Genomic DNA, 17,541 nt, shown 5'->3' on the forward strand with positions numbered 1-17,541 from the left:
GAAGAAACGAGCAAAACGAAAATCGGATTCAACATTTAGTCGATATAATTAAAATGTTCACATTTAAAATAATACGAGATTACCTCCAAAAGATAATCTCGTATTATTTGTATTTCAACAACCCGATTACTTTTAAAATCCCGATAGCGGAACACAGGCTCGTATCGATTAACTATTATAACAAATTCCAATCTAAGTCCAGATTCAATCAACAAAAACTTTGAACTCGGCAACTTGCGTACCATCTTCACGGTGAAGGACTACGATATAATAACCACGAGAGAGGCTAATGTCCGTACCACCTATAAAAACATCTTCCGAGACGAGACACCCATCAAGGGCAAATACACGAGCCTGCAACTGTAAATTGTTTTTACTTCGCAAGAAAAGCGTATTATCCGAACTGTAATAGATCAACTCGCCAGATGTTTTAATCGATTCAACGCCAATGCCTTCCGTTTCTTCATTATCCACCCTCAATTTCATTCGGTTAAGGTCGAGCGTCAGAATACAATGATTTGTCTTGGGAAGCATAAACTTATAGTCATTTCCCTCCTCAAACGAATTATACTCATAAATAACATCATGTTCCTCGCCAAAACGAATAGGTTCATCTTTTGTCCTAGCCACATAACAACGTTCCCAAGTTCCTCTTCTACGAAGGAATTTGAAATCGCCGGCCTCTACATCTCCTTCCCAACGATATACACCCTCTGCGATCGGGGTCATCACCATAGGATGGGCATTATCCCAACCACAAGGCATAGCCGCTCCAACAGCAAAAACCGAAAGAGGAAATGGATTCTCTACCAAATCCGGTTCAAACTTTTCGACGGTAAGTGTAAGATTGAGTAAATCGACTTTCAATTCATAATATCCATCTCCACTTCGGTCAGCCGGAATAGTCCACTTATTATCCTCTCCATTCAAACGCATTTTCAAAGGTTGTCTCACCTTTCCCGAAATAGAAAAATCTCCACTCGATGCAGGGTGATATTTATCGTCCCAGCTCAATCGTTTCAAAAACATGAAACTACCGCACTCGTCACCCTCATCGTTATAGCGCATGACACCCTTATAATAGAAAATATAAGGATATGTCCGATCCACTTCTAAGGCTTTGGCATCCTGAAACTTCCAAAATTGAATCTCTCGATTAAACGGGCCTCCTATGATATACAAGTTTTTAGGCAATTCGAGCCGTTCAGCCTTCAAACTTTTTGCATTACCATCGACTGTAAGGGTCAATCTATATACATCGGTCTCGCTCGCATACCGGATACACAACCCTCGCTCGTCTTCACCGGCCTCTCGCAAAGGTATAGAATCGCCCAAAGGATTATTACTACCACATTCATGGACATACTCCGTTATACCATCGGTCAATTTAAACAAAACTTCCGGCAAGCCACCCACGTAAACAAACTCCTTTCCATCGTCTCCCACCGGAGAAAGCACGACGGGAATCTTTAATTCAGCCGTATCTCCAACAAGCCGCCAATCTGCTCTCGCAGTTAGAACAAATCCAAACAAGAGAAATAAAACGGCCATATTCTTGCAAAATCTTTTCATATTTTTCTCTTTTTATTATTCAATGATTACGGTTATAGCTGAACTGCATGCTCTTTTCGGTACGGAAATCACGATCTTTTTACCCTCGGCATCATACTCATAGACAGCATGCGTTCCATCGGAAAAAGTGACCTTTGTCGGAGCCTCGTTCCGAGCCAAAAATTCAAGACGATAAGCCCGTTCTTCCGGCATATCGTCGAATGATCCAGTACGAGGATAAATAGTACAAGAGGTTCTTCCGTCCTCGGTATTTTGCGTAATTCTTGTAAATGTACAAGCTGTTTCATAATCAGCGTTGTTTCCGGCATCCTCATAATAATTAAATTCGCCTCTGGCTCCGGGTGTAAACTGCAAAGTGAGTGTTTCAGGCCGTTTTTTCAGGTGCATCATACGAGGATAAAGCGGAATGATAGCACCCTCGCGATAATAATAAGGAATCTGTTCACGAGTGAACGAACGAGTAACGACCGAACCACCGTCGATTAACTCACCCGTCATCACTTCATACCACTTGCCCTCAGGTAGCCAAATATCTTTTTCACTGACATTCGTTCCTTTATCCGACGAAGTGACGGGGGCTACGAGTATATCGTTTCCAAACATATACTGTCCCTCATAACGGTAAGCCTCATCTGCTTCGGGATAATCATAATACATAGGACGACACATGCCCACTCCCGTATCGTACGACCAGCGTGCCATCGTATAAATATAAGGTATCAAAGCATAACGCAAATAAATGGCATCACGCATCTGCTCAAAATTAGCATATTTCCAAATGCGACGTTCGATATGGCCGGCAGCCGTAGCATGTGTACGCAATATAGGAGAGAAGACCCCGTATTGAATCCACCGCAAATACAACTCGGCATCGTTGGCTCCCTCCTGATTATGACCTCCTATATCATGACTCCAATAACCATAACCGACATTAGATGCGGTAGCTGTAAAATAGGGCTGAAAAGCCAACGAAGAAAAAGTCGCTTCCGAGTCTCCCGAAAAACCGATAGGATAACGATGATTACCCAACCCACCCCAACGATGAAAGATAAACGGCCGATTTTTTGCCTGCAATTTTTTATCGTTGAAAAACACATGATTCAACCAAAAAGTATTACCTAAATTCGGTTCATTCTGCGCAATCATCCACTGTTGCCAATCGACCCACCAAAAATCGACACCGATATTTTCATGAGGCCGTAAAATATGTTCGAAAAAGGCCTTGTAGAAATCCTTGTTTTCGATATTCCAACGAATGGTACCGTCTTCGTTAGTCAGACTATCGGCCTTTATATCGGAATAACGTCCGGCCAAATCGGCATACAAAGCATCATAATTATCCTCTTTGGGGAAAACACCATCGGCCGGATGCAAATTAAGTGTCGTATTCAAATTTTGTTCATCGTGCAACCAAGAGATAAAACCGGCAGGATCGGGGAAAAGAGCTTTATTCCAACTCCAACCGGTCCACTCGGTTCCATCGGTAGAACCGGTCTTACCATTACGATGCCAATCCATATCTATAACGAGTACATCCATAGGAATATCACGCGAACGTATTTCATTTACAATATCGCGCATATCTTGCTCGGTATAACGTTGAAACTTAGAGTACCAATATCCAAATACATAAAGCGGAGGCAACGGAATCTTACCGGCTATCTTGGTGAAATCGCCAAGAGCCTTTTTATAATCATGCCCATAACCCATGAAATACATATCAAGAGCGGCGGTATCCTTACGTTGAGCGACCCAATCCATACCCCCATTCGTATCTCTCTCGAACATAAGACTCAGACTACCGTCTTTGCGAGGTTCTCGTTCATCGATCACAGCCCAACCAACACGAGAAAGTAACCCATTCTCCAACCATTCACGCACATCGCCCTCTGCTCTATCCAAAGTTCTAGTCGTTCCTTTCAGATTATACGGGTCTTGTTTCCCAGGATACCACACCTCTTCGACCCCGTTCACATCGAATGTAATTTGTAAATTAGGATTACAACGATCATTACTTACCGGATATGTACCCAGTTTATAACGCAGTTCCAGTTTATCGGTTGTAAGATAAAGATATCCGTCACGTTCCTCTTGGGTAAAATTCGGAACCGGAAGATGGCGATTAATGACTACAAAGGACGCGCGATCCTCAAACTGCAATTTCGCACTATATTCTATACGAATCATTTCGGGAGTCAACACCGTAAAGCGCATGTTACCCGACTTCACAATAGCCTTTTCATCGGCCATCGAATTATCCTGCGCCCCGACAGTACACGCAATGAAAAGTCCCAAAATACTTAGGAGTACATGTTTTTTAATCATAAATACATAAATTTTTAATAGAAAGATTAAAGTCGCTCTACCATTATGACACAAAAAATACACATACCCCCTACATACCTGAAAAATTTTTGCTTTTACATGTTTTGTTATACAATATCGATAATATTTTGAATCGAATAAAAAAGGAAAGGGCTACAAAATGTAGCCCTTTCCTTTTTTATTTTTAAACCATTCTATTTATTATTCCGCTTCATACTCTATGGTGTCGCTTTCTGTATCATCGTCTTCCAACGCCTGAGCATCCGTTAAGATTGTTTTCACAAAGGTTGGTTTCTCATTAAACAAAACGATAGCAGATTGATTCCCGTCCGGAGTAATAAACTCTACCTGAGCGGCAACTCCCAAAACCTCAGTCGTATCACGACCGACATAGCGAACGATTAAATCATACGATTGTATATAATCGTCTACATTCGTGGCGACAAATTGATCATAAGCCGATTTGGCGGTCTCATATTCTCGAATATACGAAAAGTCCCTATCCTTGTCAAATTTTACGTAAGCTTCATGATCTTTGGGCAAACGCTCCATAGCCTGTTTATATCCTTCTATTTTCGAAGCATAATTACGGTCATTCCCATGTGAACGCATAGCCTCTTTCAATTTTCGTTCATAATCGGCACGACGAGCAAACTGGCTGTTCTCATCGAGTTTATAATTGTGTTCTGCTACCTCCATCTCATATTTCAAACGTTGTTCGGTAGAAACGTAGCTATCGATAGCCTCTTGACGACCGGCTCGAATACTATCGGCAACGGTCACTTCATGGAGAATTTCTACTTGAATCGAATCGACTTTCTCTGCGGATAAGTTTTCATCGGCCGATAGGACCCACGTTCCAGACTTCAACTCCGATTTCACATATTCTTTAAATGCACCGACATAATCTCCATCGGCTACTCCACCCCCACAGGCACATAAAACAGCACCCATTGCACACACCGGAATCCACTTACATAATAGTCTCTTCATATCCCTATAACTTTATTTCATTTCAAAAAACAGAAAAAACAAAAACAAATCTTGATAATATCGAAATACAATCCATTTCCATATTTGCAACAAAAATAGTACAAGCCCAACGCAGAAACAAGTTCGATTAGTAATGCCGAAACTCGACCTATTCTCGTATCTATTGCAAAAATAATGGATTATCACAGAATACAAACATTTATGCCTTAATTTTACATCTTGTTAAATTTTTAACAAACCAGAAATAAACCCAATATCCAATCTCAAACAAAATAAAAGTCTTTCAACATCACTTCTTTGGCTAATTATCTCAAAAGCTCTATTTTTGTAGAATAAAACAAGTAACACGACATTTTGGAAAATATCGCTATTAAAAACTATCTTTTACAGCACAACGTGCCTTGCATTACTCCTAAGGCCGCGCTTATCGATATGGACGGAGTTCTCTACGACTCGATGAAAAATCATGTCGAAGCATGGTATCGTACACTCACCCCTATGGGATTCAAATGTTCCAAAGAAGAATTTTATCTATACGAAGGACGAACAGGAGCCAGTACAATTAAATACTTGTTCGACAAACATTTCGGGAAACAGGTGTCCGATGACGAGTGTGCCGAGATTTATAAAATCAAGGAAAAACATTTCAACGCGTTGGAAAAAATCGTCCCCATGCCGGGAGCCGACCTTATGCTACAACGAATCATCGATAACGGCATACGCCCTGTACTAGTCACAGGTTCGGGACAAGGTTCTCTCTTAGATCGGTTAGACCACGATTATCCCGGTGTATTCGAACAGCAATATAAGGTGACGGCATATGACGTAAAGATTGGGAAGCCGAGTCCCGAGCCCTATTTAATGGGACTTTCCAAAGCCGGAGTCAAAGCGAACGAAGCGATTGTCATCGAAAATGCACCCTTAGGGGTAGTCTCCGGTACGACAGCACAAATATTTACCATAGCAGTCAACACAGGCCCCATTCCGGCACAAGCGCTTATCGAAGCCGGAGCCGATATGGTTTTCCCGTCCATGCCCGATTTCGCCAATTATGTCGACGAACTTATACACACGCTAAAAATCACTCGATAATATCATCTGTATGGAGTCGCAAAAAATCATATTCACAGCCACACCCGGCGAAATCCTTAAAAATATGCTCGAAAACTTTTCTTTCGATACCCTTTTTATACTCTGCGACACACATACCCAAAAATTCGCCCTACCCGAAATATCGAAAAACATATCCACACAAGCCCAATATATTACGATCGAAGCCGGCGACACCCATAAAACACTCCAAACACTCGTTCACGTATGGAACGAACTGAGCCATAAAGGAGCCAGCAGAAAATCGCTTCTTATCAACTTGGGAGGAGGTATGGTCACCGACTTGGGAGGTTTCGCCGCAGCCTGTTTCAAAAGAGGAATCCGTTTCATCAATATCCCCACAACCCTATTAGGAGCAGTAGATGCCGCCGTAGGAGGAAAAACAGGAATAAATTTCAACGGATTGAAAAATGAAATAGGAGCCTTCCGCCCGGCCGATACGGTCATCGTCTCTACACAATTCTTTCAGACACTGCCACAGAACGAATTATTGTCGGGATACGCCGAAATGTTGAAACACGGACTTATCGACAATCCGGCCACCTACCGTTCATTGCTCGATTTCGACTTGTCCATGCCCGATTGGGAAAAACTTCTGCCACTGCTCAAAGAATCGATACAAGTCAAAGAACGTATCGTCGCCGAAGATCCCTTTGAAAAAGGAATACGCAAAGCCTTGAATTTAGGTCATACCATCGGCCATGCATTCGAGAGCCTTTCACACAAGCGGGAAACTCCCATACCTCACGGATTCGCCGTGGCTTGGGGACTCATATGCGAATTACTACTCTCCCACCGTTATCTGAAATTTCCGTCCGAAACAATCTCCGAATTGGCAGCATACATCTATCGCCATTACAGAGCATTTCCCATTACCTGTAAGGACTACGAAACACTCTACGAGTTGATGACCCACGACAAAAAAAACGAAGCCGGATACATCAACTTCACATTATTACAAACCATCGGCAAACCGGTCATCGACTGTCACGTCGATAAGGAAGAAATATTCGTAGCATTCGACCTATACCGCGACCTATTTAAATTATAACCCCTACCGACTCTCTTGCAAGCGATTAGGAAATTTCGAAGAAAAACAGGAGTAAAAAAGTTGTTCAAAATTTTGTCAGTATAGAAAATACCACTACTTTTGCACTACCAATTCAGCGGGGTGTAGCTCAGCCCGGTTTAGAGTACGCGTCTGGGGGGCGTGTGGTCGCAAGTTCGAATCTTGTCACCCCGACTGATTTATAAAAACACTGATAATTAATTATCAGTGTTTTTCTTTTTATATCCAATCTTAAAAATATGGACCTAATAGGCAAATGGTAGGCCGGTAATCGCATTAATAGACATTCATACAGGTTTTGATTCCGAAAAAAATAGACACTGCTAATCGTCAAGTCATTGATTTTGCCAATATAAAAGCAAAATAGAATTTCTATAAATTCACTTTGCATAATAGTATCTCATGGAGACTGAAACGGTCACAATATCATCATGAACCGTGTAGATAATACGATGTTCGGAATTGATGCGACGAGACCAATACCCGGTGAACTCATATCTCAGAAGTTCATCACTGTTTTTTAATTATTTATGTACATTTGCAAAAACTATTCAGAGATGGAACAAAAGAGTGAAATCGTATTATATCAACCAGAAGGTGCTGTAAGTCTGGAAGTCCGCTTAGAAAATGAGACCGTATGGTTAAACAGGCAACAAATTGCTGAACTATTCGACCGAGACATAAAAACAATTGGCAAACATATTAACAATGCTTTAAGAGAAGAATTAACCGATATTTCAGTTGTCGCAAAATTTGCGACAACTGCCACAGATGGTAAAGTCTATCAAATGGAATATTACAATTTAGATATGGTTCTTTCTATCGGATATCGGGTGAAATCAAAAAGAGGCGTTGAGTTCCGCCAGTGGGCGAACAAAGTCCTAAAAGAATACATGCTGAAAGGTTATTCCATCAATCAAAAGCTCGACAGTTTAGAGAAAAGAATTGATAACCGACTGAGAGAACACGACTCCGAAATACAAAGGCTCAGCAACCAAGTAGATTTTTTCGTCCGCCATTCCTTACCGCCGATAGAGGGAATATTTTTTGCCGGCCAGATATTCGATGCCTATAAATTCGTTTGTGATCTTGTCAAGTCAGCCCGAAAAAGTATCGTCCTTTTCGACAACTATATAGACGAATCTGTCTTGACTTTATTCGGGAAACGAGGAAAATCGGTGTCGGTGGTGATTTATACGGATAAGATCATTCCGCAATTGGAGCTCGACATCAAACGATTCAACGCTCAATATTCGCCTGTAAAGGTCAAGTTATACACAAAGGCGCACGATCGGTTCCTAATCATCGATGGGGAAATCTACCATATAGGCGCTTCGCTGAAAGACTTGGGAAAGAAACTTTTCGCCTTCTCGAAAATATCGGCTATTCCGCCCGAAATCATATATAAACAAATTGACTCGTGAACGTTATGCGACCTCGTACCGATAAAATAGGAATCTCCGGTAATCTGCTTACAGGGGTATTCCACATCTACATTTTCAAACAAGCTAATGCCTATATCGCCTATTGTCCCTCCATCGATTTAGCCGTATCCGGGAACAGCATACGAAATGCGGAAAAGTCCTTCCAAGAATCCGTGTCGATACATCTCGACTATCAGATAAAGAATAAAGAACTCTTGAAGGACTTGAAAAAGCACAAATGGAAAGTCCGATATCTTATTAAAAACAAGAAAAGCCGGTGATTGACCGGCTTTTTCATTTTTATACTTCGGTAGTTACATTAAATACATTCTTGTTACCCGACCGACTTCAATCCAATCAAAGTTAGAAATTCAATACAACAAGGGAAATTTATCACCAACAAAAAATAATCGCTAATAATTATTTCGATTATTCCCGATAATTAGTATTATAATAATAAAGCCAAACAAACATCTAATTATCAATATTTTACAAGAACTACAAATCTTATTTCCATTTATTTTTCATTGCAATTTTAAATATATTATATTTTAGAATCATTTTTTATATACTTAAATAATGAATATAAAATAAAAATATCTACATTTGAAAACCTGAAATAAACACAAAGACTCAAAATATACTCGAATTATCCTTAATAATCCATTATTTACCCATATAATTTTAATCATTATGAGAAAAACATTTCTAGGAGTACTCGTTTTTATGAGTCAATTGATTTTTGCCCAAGGAATCGAGGTAATCAGTACCAAAGCCCTTACACTCGACGGGCAAGGAGTATTTCTCCCGAAGATAAGTCCGAAGGGGGATTGCGTTCTAGTAACCAACGAAGACATGAGCGGTCTGAAAAAATTTGATCTTGCAACCGGGAAATTGACGACCATTACCAATGACCGAAGTGCTGGGTTTAATGCCCAATTTTCCGAAGACGGCTCTACCGTAATTTATAGAAAGAGCGAATATAAAGGGAAACTTCGCTACTCATCATTAAACAGTGTAAATCTACAAACCGGGAAAACAGAACAACTAGTAAAACCTACCCGAAATCTAGAAGGTGTGACTGTAAAAGGAGGTACGGTTCTCGCTGTAAATAATGGCAAACTTATTTCTAAACGGATTGCCGGTAAAAAGCTGAAAAACCTCCCGGCTATCCCAAGTATTAAGAACAGCCAGCTTTACATTACAATCGATGGAAAAACAAAGCAACTCTCTCCCAACGGAACGAATGTAGGATATTTATGGCCATCGGTTTCTCCCGATGGAGGAAAACTTCTCTATTATGTCATTGACGAAGCGAAAGCATACGTCTGCAATATAGATGGAACAAATCCGGTTTCTTTGGGGACATTGCGTGCGCCGGTCTGGTTAGGTAACGATTGGGTTGTAGGCATGGTAGATTATGATAACGGGGAAATCGTTACTTACTCCCAAATATTCGCCGTTACGTCACAAGGCACTCATCGCACGGCATTGACAGATCAATCAAAAATCTGCATGTACCCTTCTGCATCCGACGATGCTTCCAAAATCGTCTATACGACACAAAATGGAGAGATATTTTTAATGAATGTAGCAACCTCAAAATAATTAATCACCATGAAACTCAACAAACTTCTATCGATATGCTTAGGAATAACGTTAGCATTTTCGGTAAGTGCAAACGATCTAAGCGAGGCCAGAATATATATTAATCCGGGGCACGGCGGTTGGGGGCCTAACGACCGGCCGATGGCAACGATCAATTATGCTCAAATGGATACCCTCGGATTCTTCGAAACAAATACGAACTTGATAAAGGGAATGGCCCTAAGGGAAGAGCTCGTAAAAGCCGGAGCCGGATATGTGAGAATGTCGCGCACAGTAAACGGTGTTGTATCGGCCGATGATGAACACAAAACCGAAAACGACAAATACATCGAGACTCAGCCCGGAGAAAGTGGAACTCAACAGTTAGTTACCCTATCGGTGATTTGTCAAGATGTAGAGGCCAACAATATGGATTATTTCATTTCGATCCATAGTAACGCTGCAACGGAGGGGAGCAGTACGAATTATCCACTGATTCTCTATCGAGGGACCGATTCGGAATCGGGAAACGGATTGACAAACGCCCGCGATATGGCTCGTGCCGCATGGCCATATGTCAACAAGAATGAGGTTACCTATAAATCCTATTATACCGGCGAAAACGACAACAACAGCCGGGGCGACATATCTTTCTATGGTAGCTCGTCCTCAAACAGCATGGGATATACCGGTTATCTCGGTGTTTTGAAACACGGGTGTGACGGCTTCCTTTGTGAAGGCTGTTTCCACACCTATCAACCCGAACGCCAAAGACTTCTCAACAAAGACTACTGCAAACAAGAAGGTATGCGATATGCTCGGGCCATACGTGCATGGTTCAACGACGATAGCGAAACCACCGGCTGCATTATGGGAACTGTTAAAGATAAATATAACACTCTCGAACACGACCTCTATAAATACAAAATCAATTCGATCGATTCCTATGCTCCCTTGAACAACGTAACTATTATTCTTCAAAACGAGAACGGTGAAGAAGTAGGCCGATATACAACCGATAAAGAATATAATGGATTATTCGTATTTACCGATTTGACTCCCGGAAACTACAATCTGGTATTCGACATCGAGGGATTCTGGAAAGAAACCGAACCAATCGAAGTCATCGTCAATGAAACTGCATTCATTAATAAAAGGCTGACCGATTTGGAACACGAAGAACCCTCTGATGAAGAAATAGAAGAGGAAGTGCTTGATTATCCACACCCCGACCAAGACGGAGATATTGCAGCAGCGGCATATTACAATCTCACCAAAGAAACAGAAATTACCGACATCGAAGCCTTGAATGGACTTACCGTACGTCGGGCAATCCTGCGAGACAACAAATATTATGTATTGGCAGTAGATGAAAATAAAATTCCTAAACTCTTGGTTCTGAATCCAGCAACCGGAGAACTCATTAAAGAAATGAGTACCGAAGGTCTTGTAACCGAAGGTTATAACGGGAAAGAATTACCCTATATACTATCCGATATCGCCTTTACTATCGACGGCGTGCTTATTGGGACAAACTCGACGGTCATCGGCAAAGAAGGCAATGCGTATCAAACCGGAGACTTTTACGTATATGAATGGCAGGGAAGTGAAACGACCTCGTTAGAAGATTCAGCCCCGGTTGTCGTCGCTACATTACAAACGAATACAAGTGCCAGCCTCGCAGCCGCCGGAAATAACAACTCCAACTATATAGCCAACACCATCGCTGTAAGCGGCACGATCGACGATTTCCAACTGTATTTCGACTCCCATGCCGGAAACGCTTGGAATACGGCATACGGTATCAGATATGTATGTTGGAACATTAAAAACGGAGAAGTGGCCGGATTCCAGAAAAACGATACGGACTTCGACGAAAGTCAAATCGGAGAAAAAGCCCATATCACACTCTCGCCCTTAGCAAAAAGTAGATTGATCATAGACGGTACACTCACGGCCCCAAGAGAATTTTTAATGGACTGGATGAGCGATCAGGGAATCATGCTAGCCGATTTCTCGGATAACATTCCGGTAGAGTCATACGGAGCGAATTATTTCCGTTACGCCGATAAAATTTATATGAGCGCACCCATTTGTGAAAGTCAAGGAGATGGAAATTATTCTTATAAAGTTCGTTTATATGACATTACGAATGGAATAGATCAAGCCCAAAACATCGGAGATACCGAATCTTTCATCTCCACTACGGGACTTTCTCCAATGACAAGTATAGGAATCGTAGATAATTCCGATATAGATATATACCTGTTGGCTGGAAACAAAATCGTAAAATACACGACCAAAGGCATGGAGCAATCCGAATCTCCCGCCCGTATATTTGCATACGGTTTATCCTATGACGAAACAGAAGACGGATATACTATCAACTTCAACTTAAACGAGGATGCCACATCTGTAAACTTGATATTGAATAATCCAGAAACAGGCGAAGCTGTTCAAACGATTGCATTAGGAGCGCTACCAAAGGGAGCGAATCAGACTACTATATCCAGAGCCGATCTTCCTGCCGAAAAGCTGAATTGGAGTATTCAAGCCATCGCCGGAAACGTCACGAAATTTACGAAAATATCCGACGACAGTCCTCTATACCAGTACTATGCGCCATACGGTGTCGCCATCGATAAATCACCTGAAAGCGACTACTTCGGACGTATCTATATAACGAACACTGCTGCCGGAACAGTAAGTGCAGGAAATCCTTCACAAGCCCAAACCTCGACAGTGGGTGTGTATGTACTCGGTGCAGACATAAGCGATATTACTCAACAAGGCTCCACAGCTTATAGCGGAACCATATCTTGGAGCGGAGAAACCGGTATGGGTCCGAAAAAAGCAGCCGTAGCATCAGATGGACGAGTATTCCTATGCGACGCCAGCCCGAACAACGCAGGTATTTACCTGATGAACCCCGAAACCTTTGATATTTCTTCTATATTTACAGGAGCTACAAATTCGAATGGCAGCCTAATGATAGGAGGCAAATATGTATGCGGCCAAATAACAGCCGTAGGTATTCGAGGAGAAGGTGCTACAACTCAACTTTATGCCATAGATAAAACGGCTTCGGGTTCATCTTGGAAAAAATTTATCAACGTCTATAACATCGGCGAATCGAATACATGGACAACTGCGCCCAACGAATCGAAAGCCGCCAGTAGTTACGTGGGCAACGACAACAGCAGTATCGTTCCCGTTTCTACCGGATATTGGGCCGCACAATACAGAGGTGGCGGAAGCAACTCTCCCGCAAATCCATGTATGTTCTATTACAGCGATCAATACCAAGATGCCGTATTTAATACAGCCGAGCCCAACATCATCGGTGAGTCGTCCCAAAACGGAGCTCTCGCCGTCAATGAAAAAGAACAGCTTATAGCCCTTAGCGTAAATGGCGGAGTGGCCGTGTACTCCTACAAGATGAAAGAGGGAATACCTTCTGTCACGGAAAAATTCCGAAAAGAAATTGCCGAAATGGGCGGTTATGTTAATGATTTCGAATTCGACTATGCCGGGAACTTATATGCGGTATCCAATGCCGGTGAAAGATTAGCCGTATGGGCTATGCCTACCAGTGACAACAGTTGTGTGACACCCGCAAAGAAATCATTGGTATTGAACAATATATATACAGGCATAGAAAATGCAGTAAGCATTTCACGTATATCGCCCAACCCCACGACGGGAATCATTACGATATCTGCTCAAAATACAATCGAAACGGTCGAAATATATAATATAGCCGGTTCTCTGGTAATGAGACAAGCCCATGTAGGTACGACAACTATTTCTCTCGACCTTTCCGATCTTGCTGGCGGTATGTATTTTGTAAAAGTGAACGATGGTAAAGCCGTGAAAGTCATCAAAAAATAAAATGCTAAACTATCCCGACTCATCTCTTTGAATAATAAAGATATAGTCCTACACAAAATCCCCCGCCTTGAAAAAGAGCGGGGGATTTATACATTTCTGTTAATTACGATCACTACTTTTATTACCCATTTTTATTTCTCTCGCCTCAAAAAGACAAACCTAGTAACAGGCCCCATCTTACATTTGAAACTCCCCCATAAGTTCGTATGTGTCTGGTTCATAGCCAAAACGGAAAAACAAAGAGAACACACCGAGCAAACGAAAAATATCAGACCCGTAGTAGAAAGGATATCGCCCAATCCCACCAACAGAGAAACGATACCTCCAAAAGCAAAACCTGCTGCTCCGAACAACGCAGAGGCCGTTCCCGAATTGGCTCGCTCACAATCCATGGCCAAAGTCGTAGAAGCTGTAAAAGTCAATCCCATAGAAAAAAGCAACACAAACAGCACAGCCTCATATACAGCAAAATGATATTCATTACTAAGGATTACAAACTCTACCGCAATTTCAAACTCCCCGCACGAAAATCCTCTCTTCAAAAATGAAAACAATTTCTAATATCTTCTTAACAATAAGGACTATATCAAAAACATTTTTCACATTTAAAGCCATACTATCCTAAAAATAACTTCATCGACTACATATTAACAGAAAGATACCGTATATTTGTCCCTCAAACTTTTGGATATGAAAAAAATAATAGGACTTTTTATATTCATGGGGCTGCTTTCCGCCACCACCGTCCAAGCACAAAATTACAATACGAAGTGCTTAGGCATATCAGCCGGATACATGTTCGATACAGAAAACATACAAGCAGGAGTTTTCATGCATCTCCCCTTTGCAAAAAACTGGCGAGTAGTGCCGTCGGTCAACTACACATTCTCGCACCACGACCTCAACGAATGGGAAATCAACGGGAACATTCATTACCTCATTCCTTTCGCCGGTCGATTCTCGGTATATCCCTTAGCCGGTATCGCGTTTCAAAGTTGGAGGGGAAATGCGTTACAAAACGATAAAGAACTCTCCAATACCCGAAATAAATTCGGAATAAACGCCGGAGCCGGATTCGAAATGAGCATTTCCCGCCACCTAAACCTACATATAGAGGGAAAATATATTTTCATAAACGACTTCAATCAGGCTAATATCTCCATTGGTCTCGGATACAAATTCTAATTTCCCATGAGTTTGTCTCCCTCCCGACGTTTCCATGTCGTTTCTCTGCAAGTCCCTTTTCCACCGGACTATGGAGGGGTTATCGATATTTACTATAAGTTGAAAGCGTTAAAAAAAATGGGCTACGAGACATGGCTACACACATTCCAATACGACCGGAGTAGAGCCGAACAACTGAACGAAGTAGCCGCCAGAGTCTCTTACTATCCGCGCCACCGTTCTGTTATCCGCCAGTTTTCACATATCCCTTATATAGTTTCCAGTCGCCATTGTTCAAAACTTCTCGACGACCTGCTTTCCGACAATGCCCCCATACTGTTCGAAGGTCTGCATTGCTGCGCCTTTCTGTCCGACAAACGGCTGAAAGACCGTATCAAATTAGTCCGAATGCACAACATCGAGCACGAATATTACAAAGAATTATCCCGCAAGACATCAGGGTGGAAAAAACTCTACTACGAACTCGAAGCTGTCAAATTGGCAAAATACGAAAAGATACTCCTGCATGCCGATGCCATTTTAGCGATCTCCGAGAGCGACCGCTGTTATTTCTCGTCGAGATACCCGCAAATCCCGGTGTCGCTGCTTCCCGCCTTTCACGCATACGCCGAAGTAGCCCCTGCCGGCCCGAAGGAGAACTATATCCTTTATCACGGAAACCTTTCGGTCGAAGAGAACATAGAAGCTGCCGAATATCTGTTACGGCAAGTCGTCCCGCTCACACAAGGCACATCATGGATATTCGCCGGGAAAAATCCCCCGGAAACACTCGTTCGGCTGGTCGAACGGACACCCGGCGCACAACTTATCGCCAATCCATCGGAAGGGCAAATGAACCACCTCATCGAAAAAGCGGCGGCCAACCTACTCGTCACATTCCAACCCACGGGATTAAAACTGAAACTATTGAATGCCCTCTTTCACGGAGGACACTGTATCGTAAACAGCAAAATGCTATTCGGCACAGGCTTGGACAAAGCCTGCCTCATTGCCGATACACCTCAGGCTATGGCTCGCGCTGTCGAAACCGCCTTAAACGAACCTTTCGACCAAGCCAAACGCACCGAACGAATACAGCTACTGAAAGCGTACGATAACGAAAAGAATATTCATGTCCTCTCCGATCTTCTCGAAGAGAAACTCAGGTAAATACAAATAAACAATCATTCAACCCCTCTCCGCAGAACAAAGTTCTGTGGGTCTCCCCTATTGCTAACGCAACTTCCCGTAAGGCTACGGGACACGGCAGGGGAGAAGGGCTAATACCTTCGATAACGAGAACAGAGTGATGCATATCTCTCTCCCTCTGTGTTCCTGAAAGGAATATAGGGGGAGTGCCCGCAGGGCGAGGGGGTTGAAAAGAATATCAAAAATAACATTTCAATCCTCTCCCTGCCGATAGGGAAAGTACCCGTAGAAAAAAGAAGGAATGAAAATAAACAGTAAAGCCAAAATGTTGAACACCAACACCCTCTTCCCTTGCCGTGTTCCGCAGCATGGCGGGGTGTTTTTGCAACGCAAAATATAGGGGAGGTGTCCGAAGAACGGAGGGGTTAAAGAAAAAGACAAAAAAGTATGGCTATTCTACCTTTACCGGGAAATCCAAAGCCCTCATAAATCCTATATGATTTATGAGGGCTTTCTATGAGGAACACTTCGAATGAGCCTAAAAACAATTCGGCTATACTTTATTTATAATCTTTCAGCATCTCCTGCAAACGTTGACGGGCAAAAAAGATTCGGCTTTTTACCGTGCCCAAAGGCAAATCCATTTTTTCGGCAATCTCGTGATATTTATACCCTGCCACATGCATAGAAAACGGTATCCGATACTCCTCGCTGAAACTATTGATAGCCGTTGTAATCTCCTTCACCGTAAAAGAACCTTCCGGCGACGCGAATCCCGAGTCTTGGGGCAAATTCAAGTGATACAGATCTTCTGTCTGGTCTATAATAGTCTGGTTCCGTACAACCCTGCGATAATTATTGATAAAAATATTTCGCATGATGGTAAACACCCAACCTTTGAAATTGACATTGTCGATATATTTATCTTCGTTGTCGAGAGCTTTAAGAGTCGTATCTTGAAGCAAATCTTTCGCTTCTTCCCGGTTTGCGGTAAGCATATAAGCGAAGTTTAGCAAATTGTCTTGGAGACCTAACAATCTATCTTGAAATTTTAGAGAGTTCATAATTGAAAATTTTGATGATTTTGTAATTCTTGTTTACTACTTATACTACTACTTTGTATTACGAAAATGCATCGAAAATCTACTCATACTAACTACTACAATCTGAAATTTCTACATTCTCCTAAACGTCTTCGAAACATTCAGCTATTTCAAAGGGGCTCAAAAAAAATCTGTTTTCGCAAAATACAATCCC

The 17,541-nt window shown here is 42.0% G+C and carries 14 protein-coding genes and 1 tRNA gene; 9 read left to right on the forward strand and 6 right to left on the reverse strand.

Annotation, left to right across the window (positions count from 1 at the left end; translation table 11 throughout):
• Window positions 1–204: 204 nt before the first annotated feature.
• From NBH06_RS02425 to NBH06_RS02435, 3 genes are all read right to left on the reverse strand, one after another.
• Complete coding sequence (locus NBH06_RS02425; RefSeq protein ID WP_250792593.1) at window positions 205–1,572, reverse strand: SusF/SusE family outer membrane protein; 1,368 nt, start codon at window positions 1,570–1,572, stop codon at window positions 205–207.
• Window positions 1,573–1,587: 15 nt separating this feature from the next.
• The gene (locus NBH06_RS02430) at window positions 1,588–3,897 is read right to left on the reverse strand and encodes a glycoside hydrolase family 31 protein (RefSeq protein WP_250792595.1); all 2,310 of its coding nucleotides are present in this window, start codon (window positions 3,895–3,897) and stop codon (window positions 1,588–1,590) included.
• Window positions 3,898–4,098: 201 nt separating this feature from the next.
• A complete protein-coding gene (locus tag NBH06_RS02435) occupies window positions 4,099–4,890 on the reverse strand; it encodes a hypothetical protein (RefSeq protein WP_250792597.1) in 792 nt (263 codons plus the stop codon).
• Between the two features lie 354 nt (window positions 4,891–5,244).
• On the opposite strand from NBH06_RS02435, the gene NBH06_RS02440 reads away from it, so the two are divergent.
• The 3 genes from NBH06_RS02440 to NBH06_RS02450 all read left to right on the forward strand — a co-directional run bounded on the left by NBH06_RS02440 (window position 5,245) and on the right by NBH06_RS02450 (window position 7,243).
• Window positions 5,245–5,982: an inorganic diphosphatase gene (locus NBH06_RS02440; RefSeq protein WP_250792599.1), complete on the forward strand. Its 738-nt coding sequence runs from the start codon at window positions 5,245–5,247 to the stop codon at window positions 5,980–5,982.
• A 10-nt stretch (window positions 5,983–5,992) separates the two neighbouring features.
• Window positions 5,993–7,051: a 3-dehydroquinate synthase gene (gene aroB, locus NBH06_RS02445; RefSeq protein ID WP_250792601.1), complete on the forward strand. Its 1,059-nt coding sequence runs from the start codon at window positions 5,993–5,995 to the stop codon at window positions 7,049–7,051.
• Between the two features lie 116 nt (window positions 7,052–7,167).
• Window positions 7,168–7,243: transfer RNA gene (locus tag NBH06_RS02450), tRNA-Pro, on the forward strand.
• Between the two features lie 206 nt (window positions 7,244–7,449).
• Here the strand turns inward: NBH06_RS02450 and NBH06_RS02455 are convergent.
• Complete coding sequence (locus tag NBH06_RS02455) at window positions 7,450–7,572, reverse strand: type II toxin-antitoxin system YoeB family toxin (RefSeq protein ID WP_284703173.1); 123 nt, start codon at window positions 7,570–7,572, stop codon at window positions 7,450–7,452.
• A gap of 54 nt (window positions 7,573–7,626) precedes the next feature.
• Between NBH06_RS02455 and NBH06_RS02460 the strand changes: the two genes are divergently transcribed.
• The 4 genes from NBH06_RS02460 to NBH06_RS02475 all read left to right on the forward strand — a co-directional run bounded on the left by NBH06_RS02460 (window position 7,627) and on the right by NBH06_RS02475 (window position 13,971).
• On the forward strand, window positions 7,627–8,493 hold the full coding sequence (locus tag NBH06_RS02460) for a virulence RhuM family protein (protein WP_046409748.1): 867 nt from the start codon (window positions 7,627–7,629) through the stop codon (window positions 8,491–8,493).
• A complete protein-coding gene (locus NBH06_RS02465) occupies window positions 8,490–8,774 on the forward strand; it encodes a hypothetical protein (protein WP_250792603.1) in 285 nt (94 codons plus the stop codon). The genes NBH06_RS02460 and NBH06_RS02465 overlap by 4 nt, the downstream gene beginning before the upstream one ends.
• Before the next feature lie 412 nt (window positions 8,775–9,186).
• Complete coding sequence (locus tag NBH06_RS02470) at window positions 9,187–10,101, forward strand: TolB-like translocation protein (protein WP_021891932.1); 915 nt, start codon at window positions 9,187–9,189, stop codon at window positions 10,099–10,101.
• A gap of 9 nt (window positions 10,102–10,110) precedes the next feature.
• Complete coding sequence (locus NBH06_RS02475) at window positions 10,111–13,971, forward strand: T9SS type A sorting domain-containing protein (protein ID WP_250792605.1); 3,861 nt, start codon at window positions 10,111–10,113, stop codon at window positions 13,969–13,971.
• Window positions 13,972–14,102: 131 nt separating this feature from the next.
• Here the strand turns inward: NBH06_RS02475 and NBH06_RS02480 are convergent, their stop codons facing one another.
• Entirely contained in the window at window positions 14,103–14,513 is a 411-nt protein-coding gene (locus NBH06_RS02480; RefSeq protein WP_350449406.1) for a hypothetical protein, read from the reverse strand.
• A gap of 148 nt (window positions 14,514–14,661) precedes the next feature.
• Here NBH06_RS02480 and NBH06_RS02485 point away from each other — a divergent pair, with 148 nt between their 5' ends.
• Entirely contained in the window at window positions 14,662–15,156 is a 495-nt protein-coding gene (locus NBH06_RS02485) for an outer membrane protein (protein ID WP_250792607.1), read from the forward strand.
• A gap of 6 nt (window positions 15,157–15,162) precedes the next feature.
• Window positions 15,163–16,305 carry a glycosyltransferase family protein gene (locus NBH06_RS02490; RefSeq protein ID WP_250792609.1) on the forward strand — a complete coding sequence of 381 codons (1,143 nt, stop codon included), beginning with the start codon at window positions 15,163–15,165 and terminating at the stop codon, window positions 16,303–16,305.
• Window positions 16,306–16,844: 539 nt separating this feature from the next.
• Here the strand turns inward: NBH06_RS02490 and NBH06_RS02495 are convergent.
• Entirely contained in the window at window positions 16,845–17,348 is a 504-nt protein-coding gene (locus tag NBH06_RS02495) for an RNA polymerase sigma factor (RefSeq protein ID WP_008861166.1), read from the reverse strand.
• Window positions 17,349–17,541 lie beyond the last annotated feature (193 nt).

The sequence above is a fragment of the Barnesiella sp. B2-R-119 genome (assembly GCF_023656675.1).
GTDB lineage: Bacteria > Bacteroidota > Bacteroidia > Bacteroidales > Barnesiellaceae > Barnesiella > Barnesiella intestinihominis.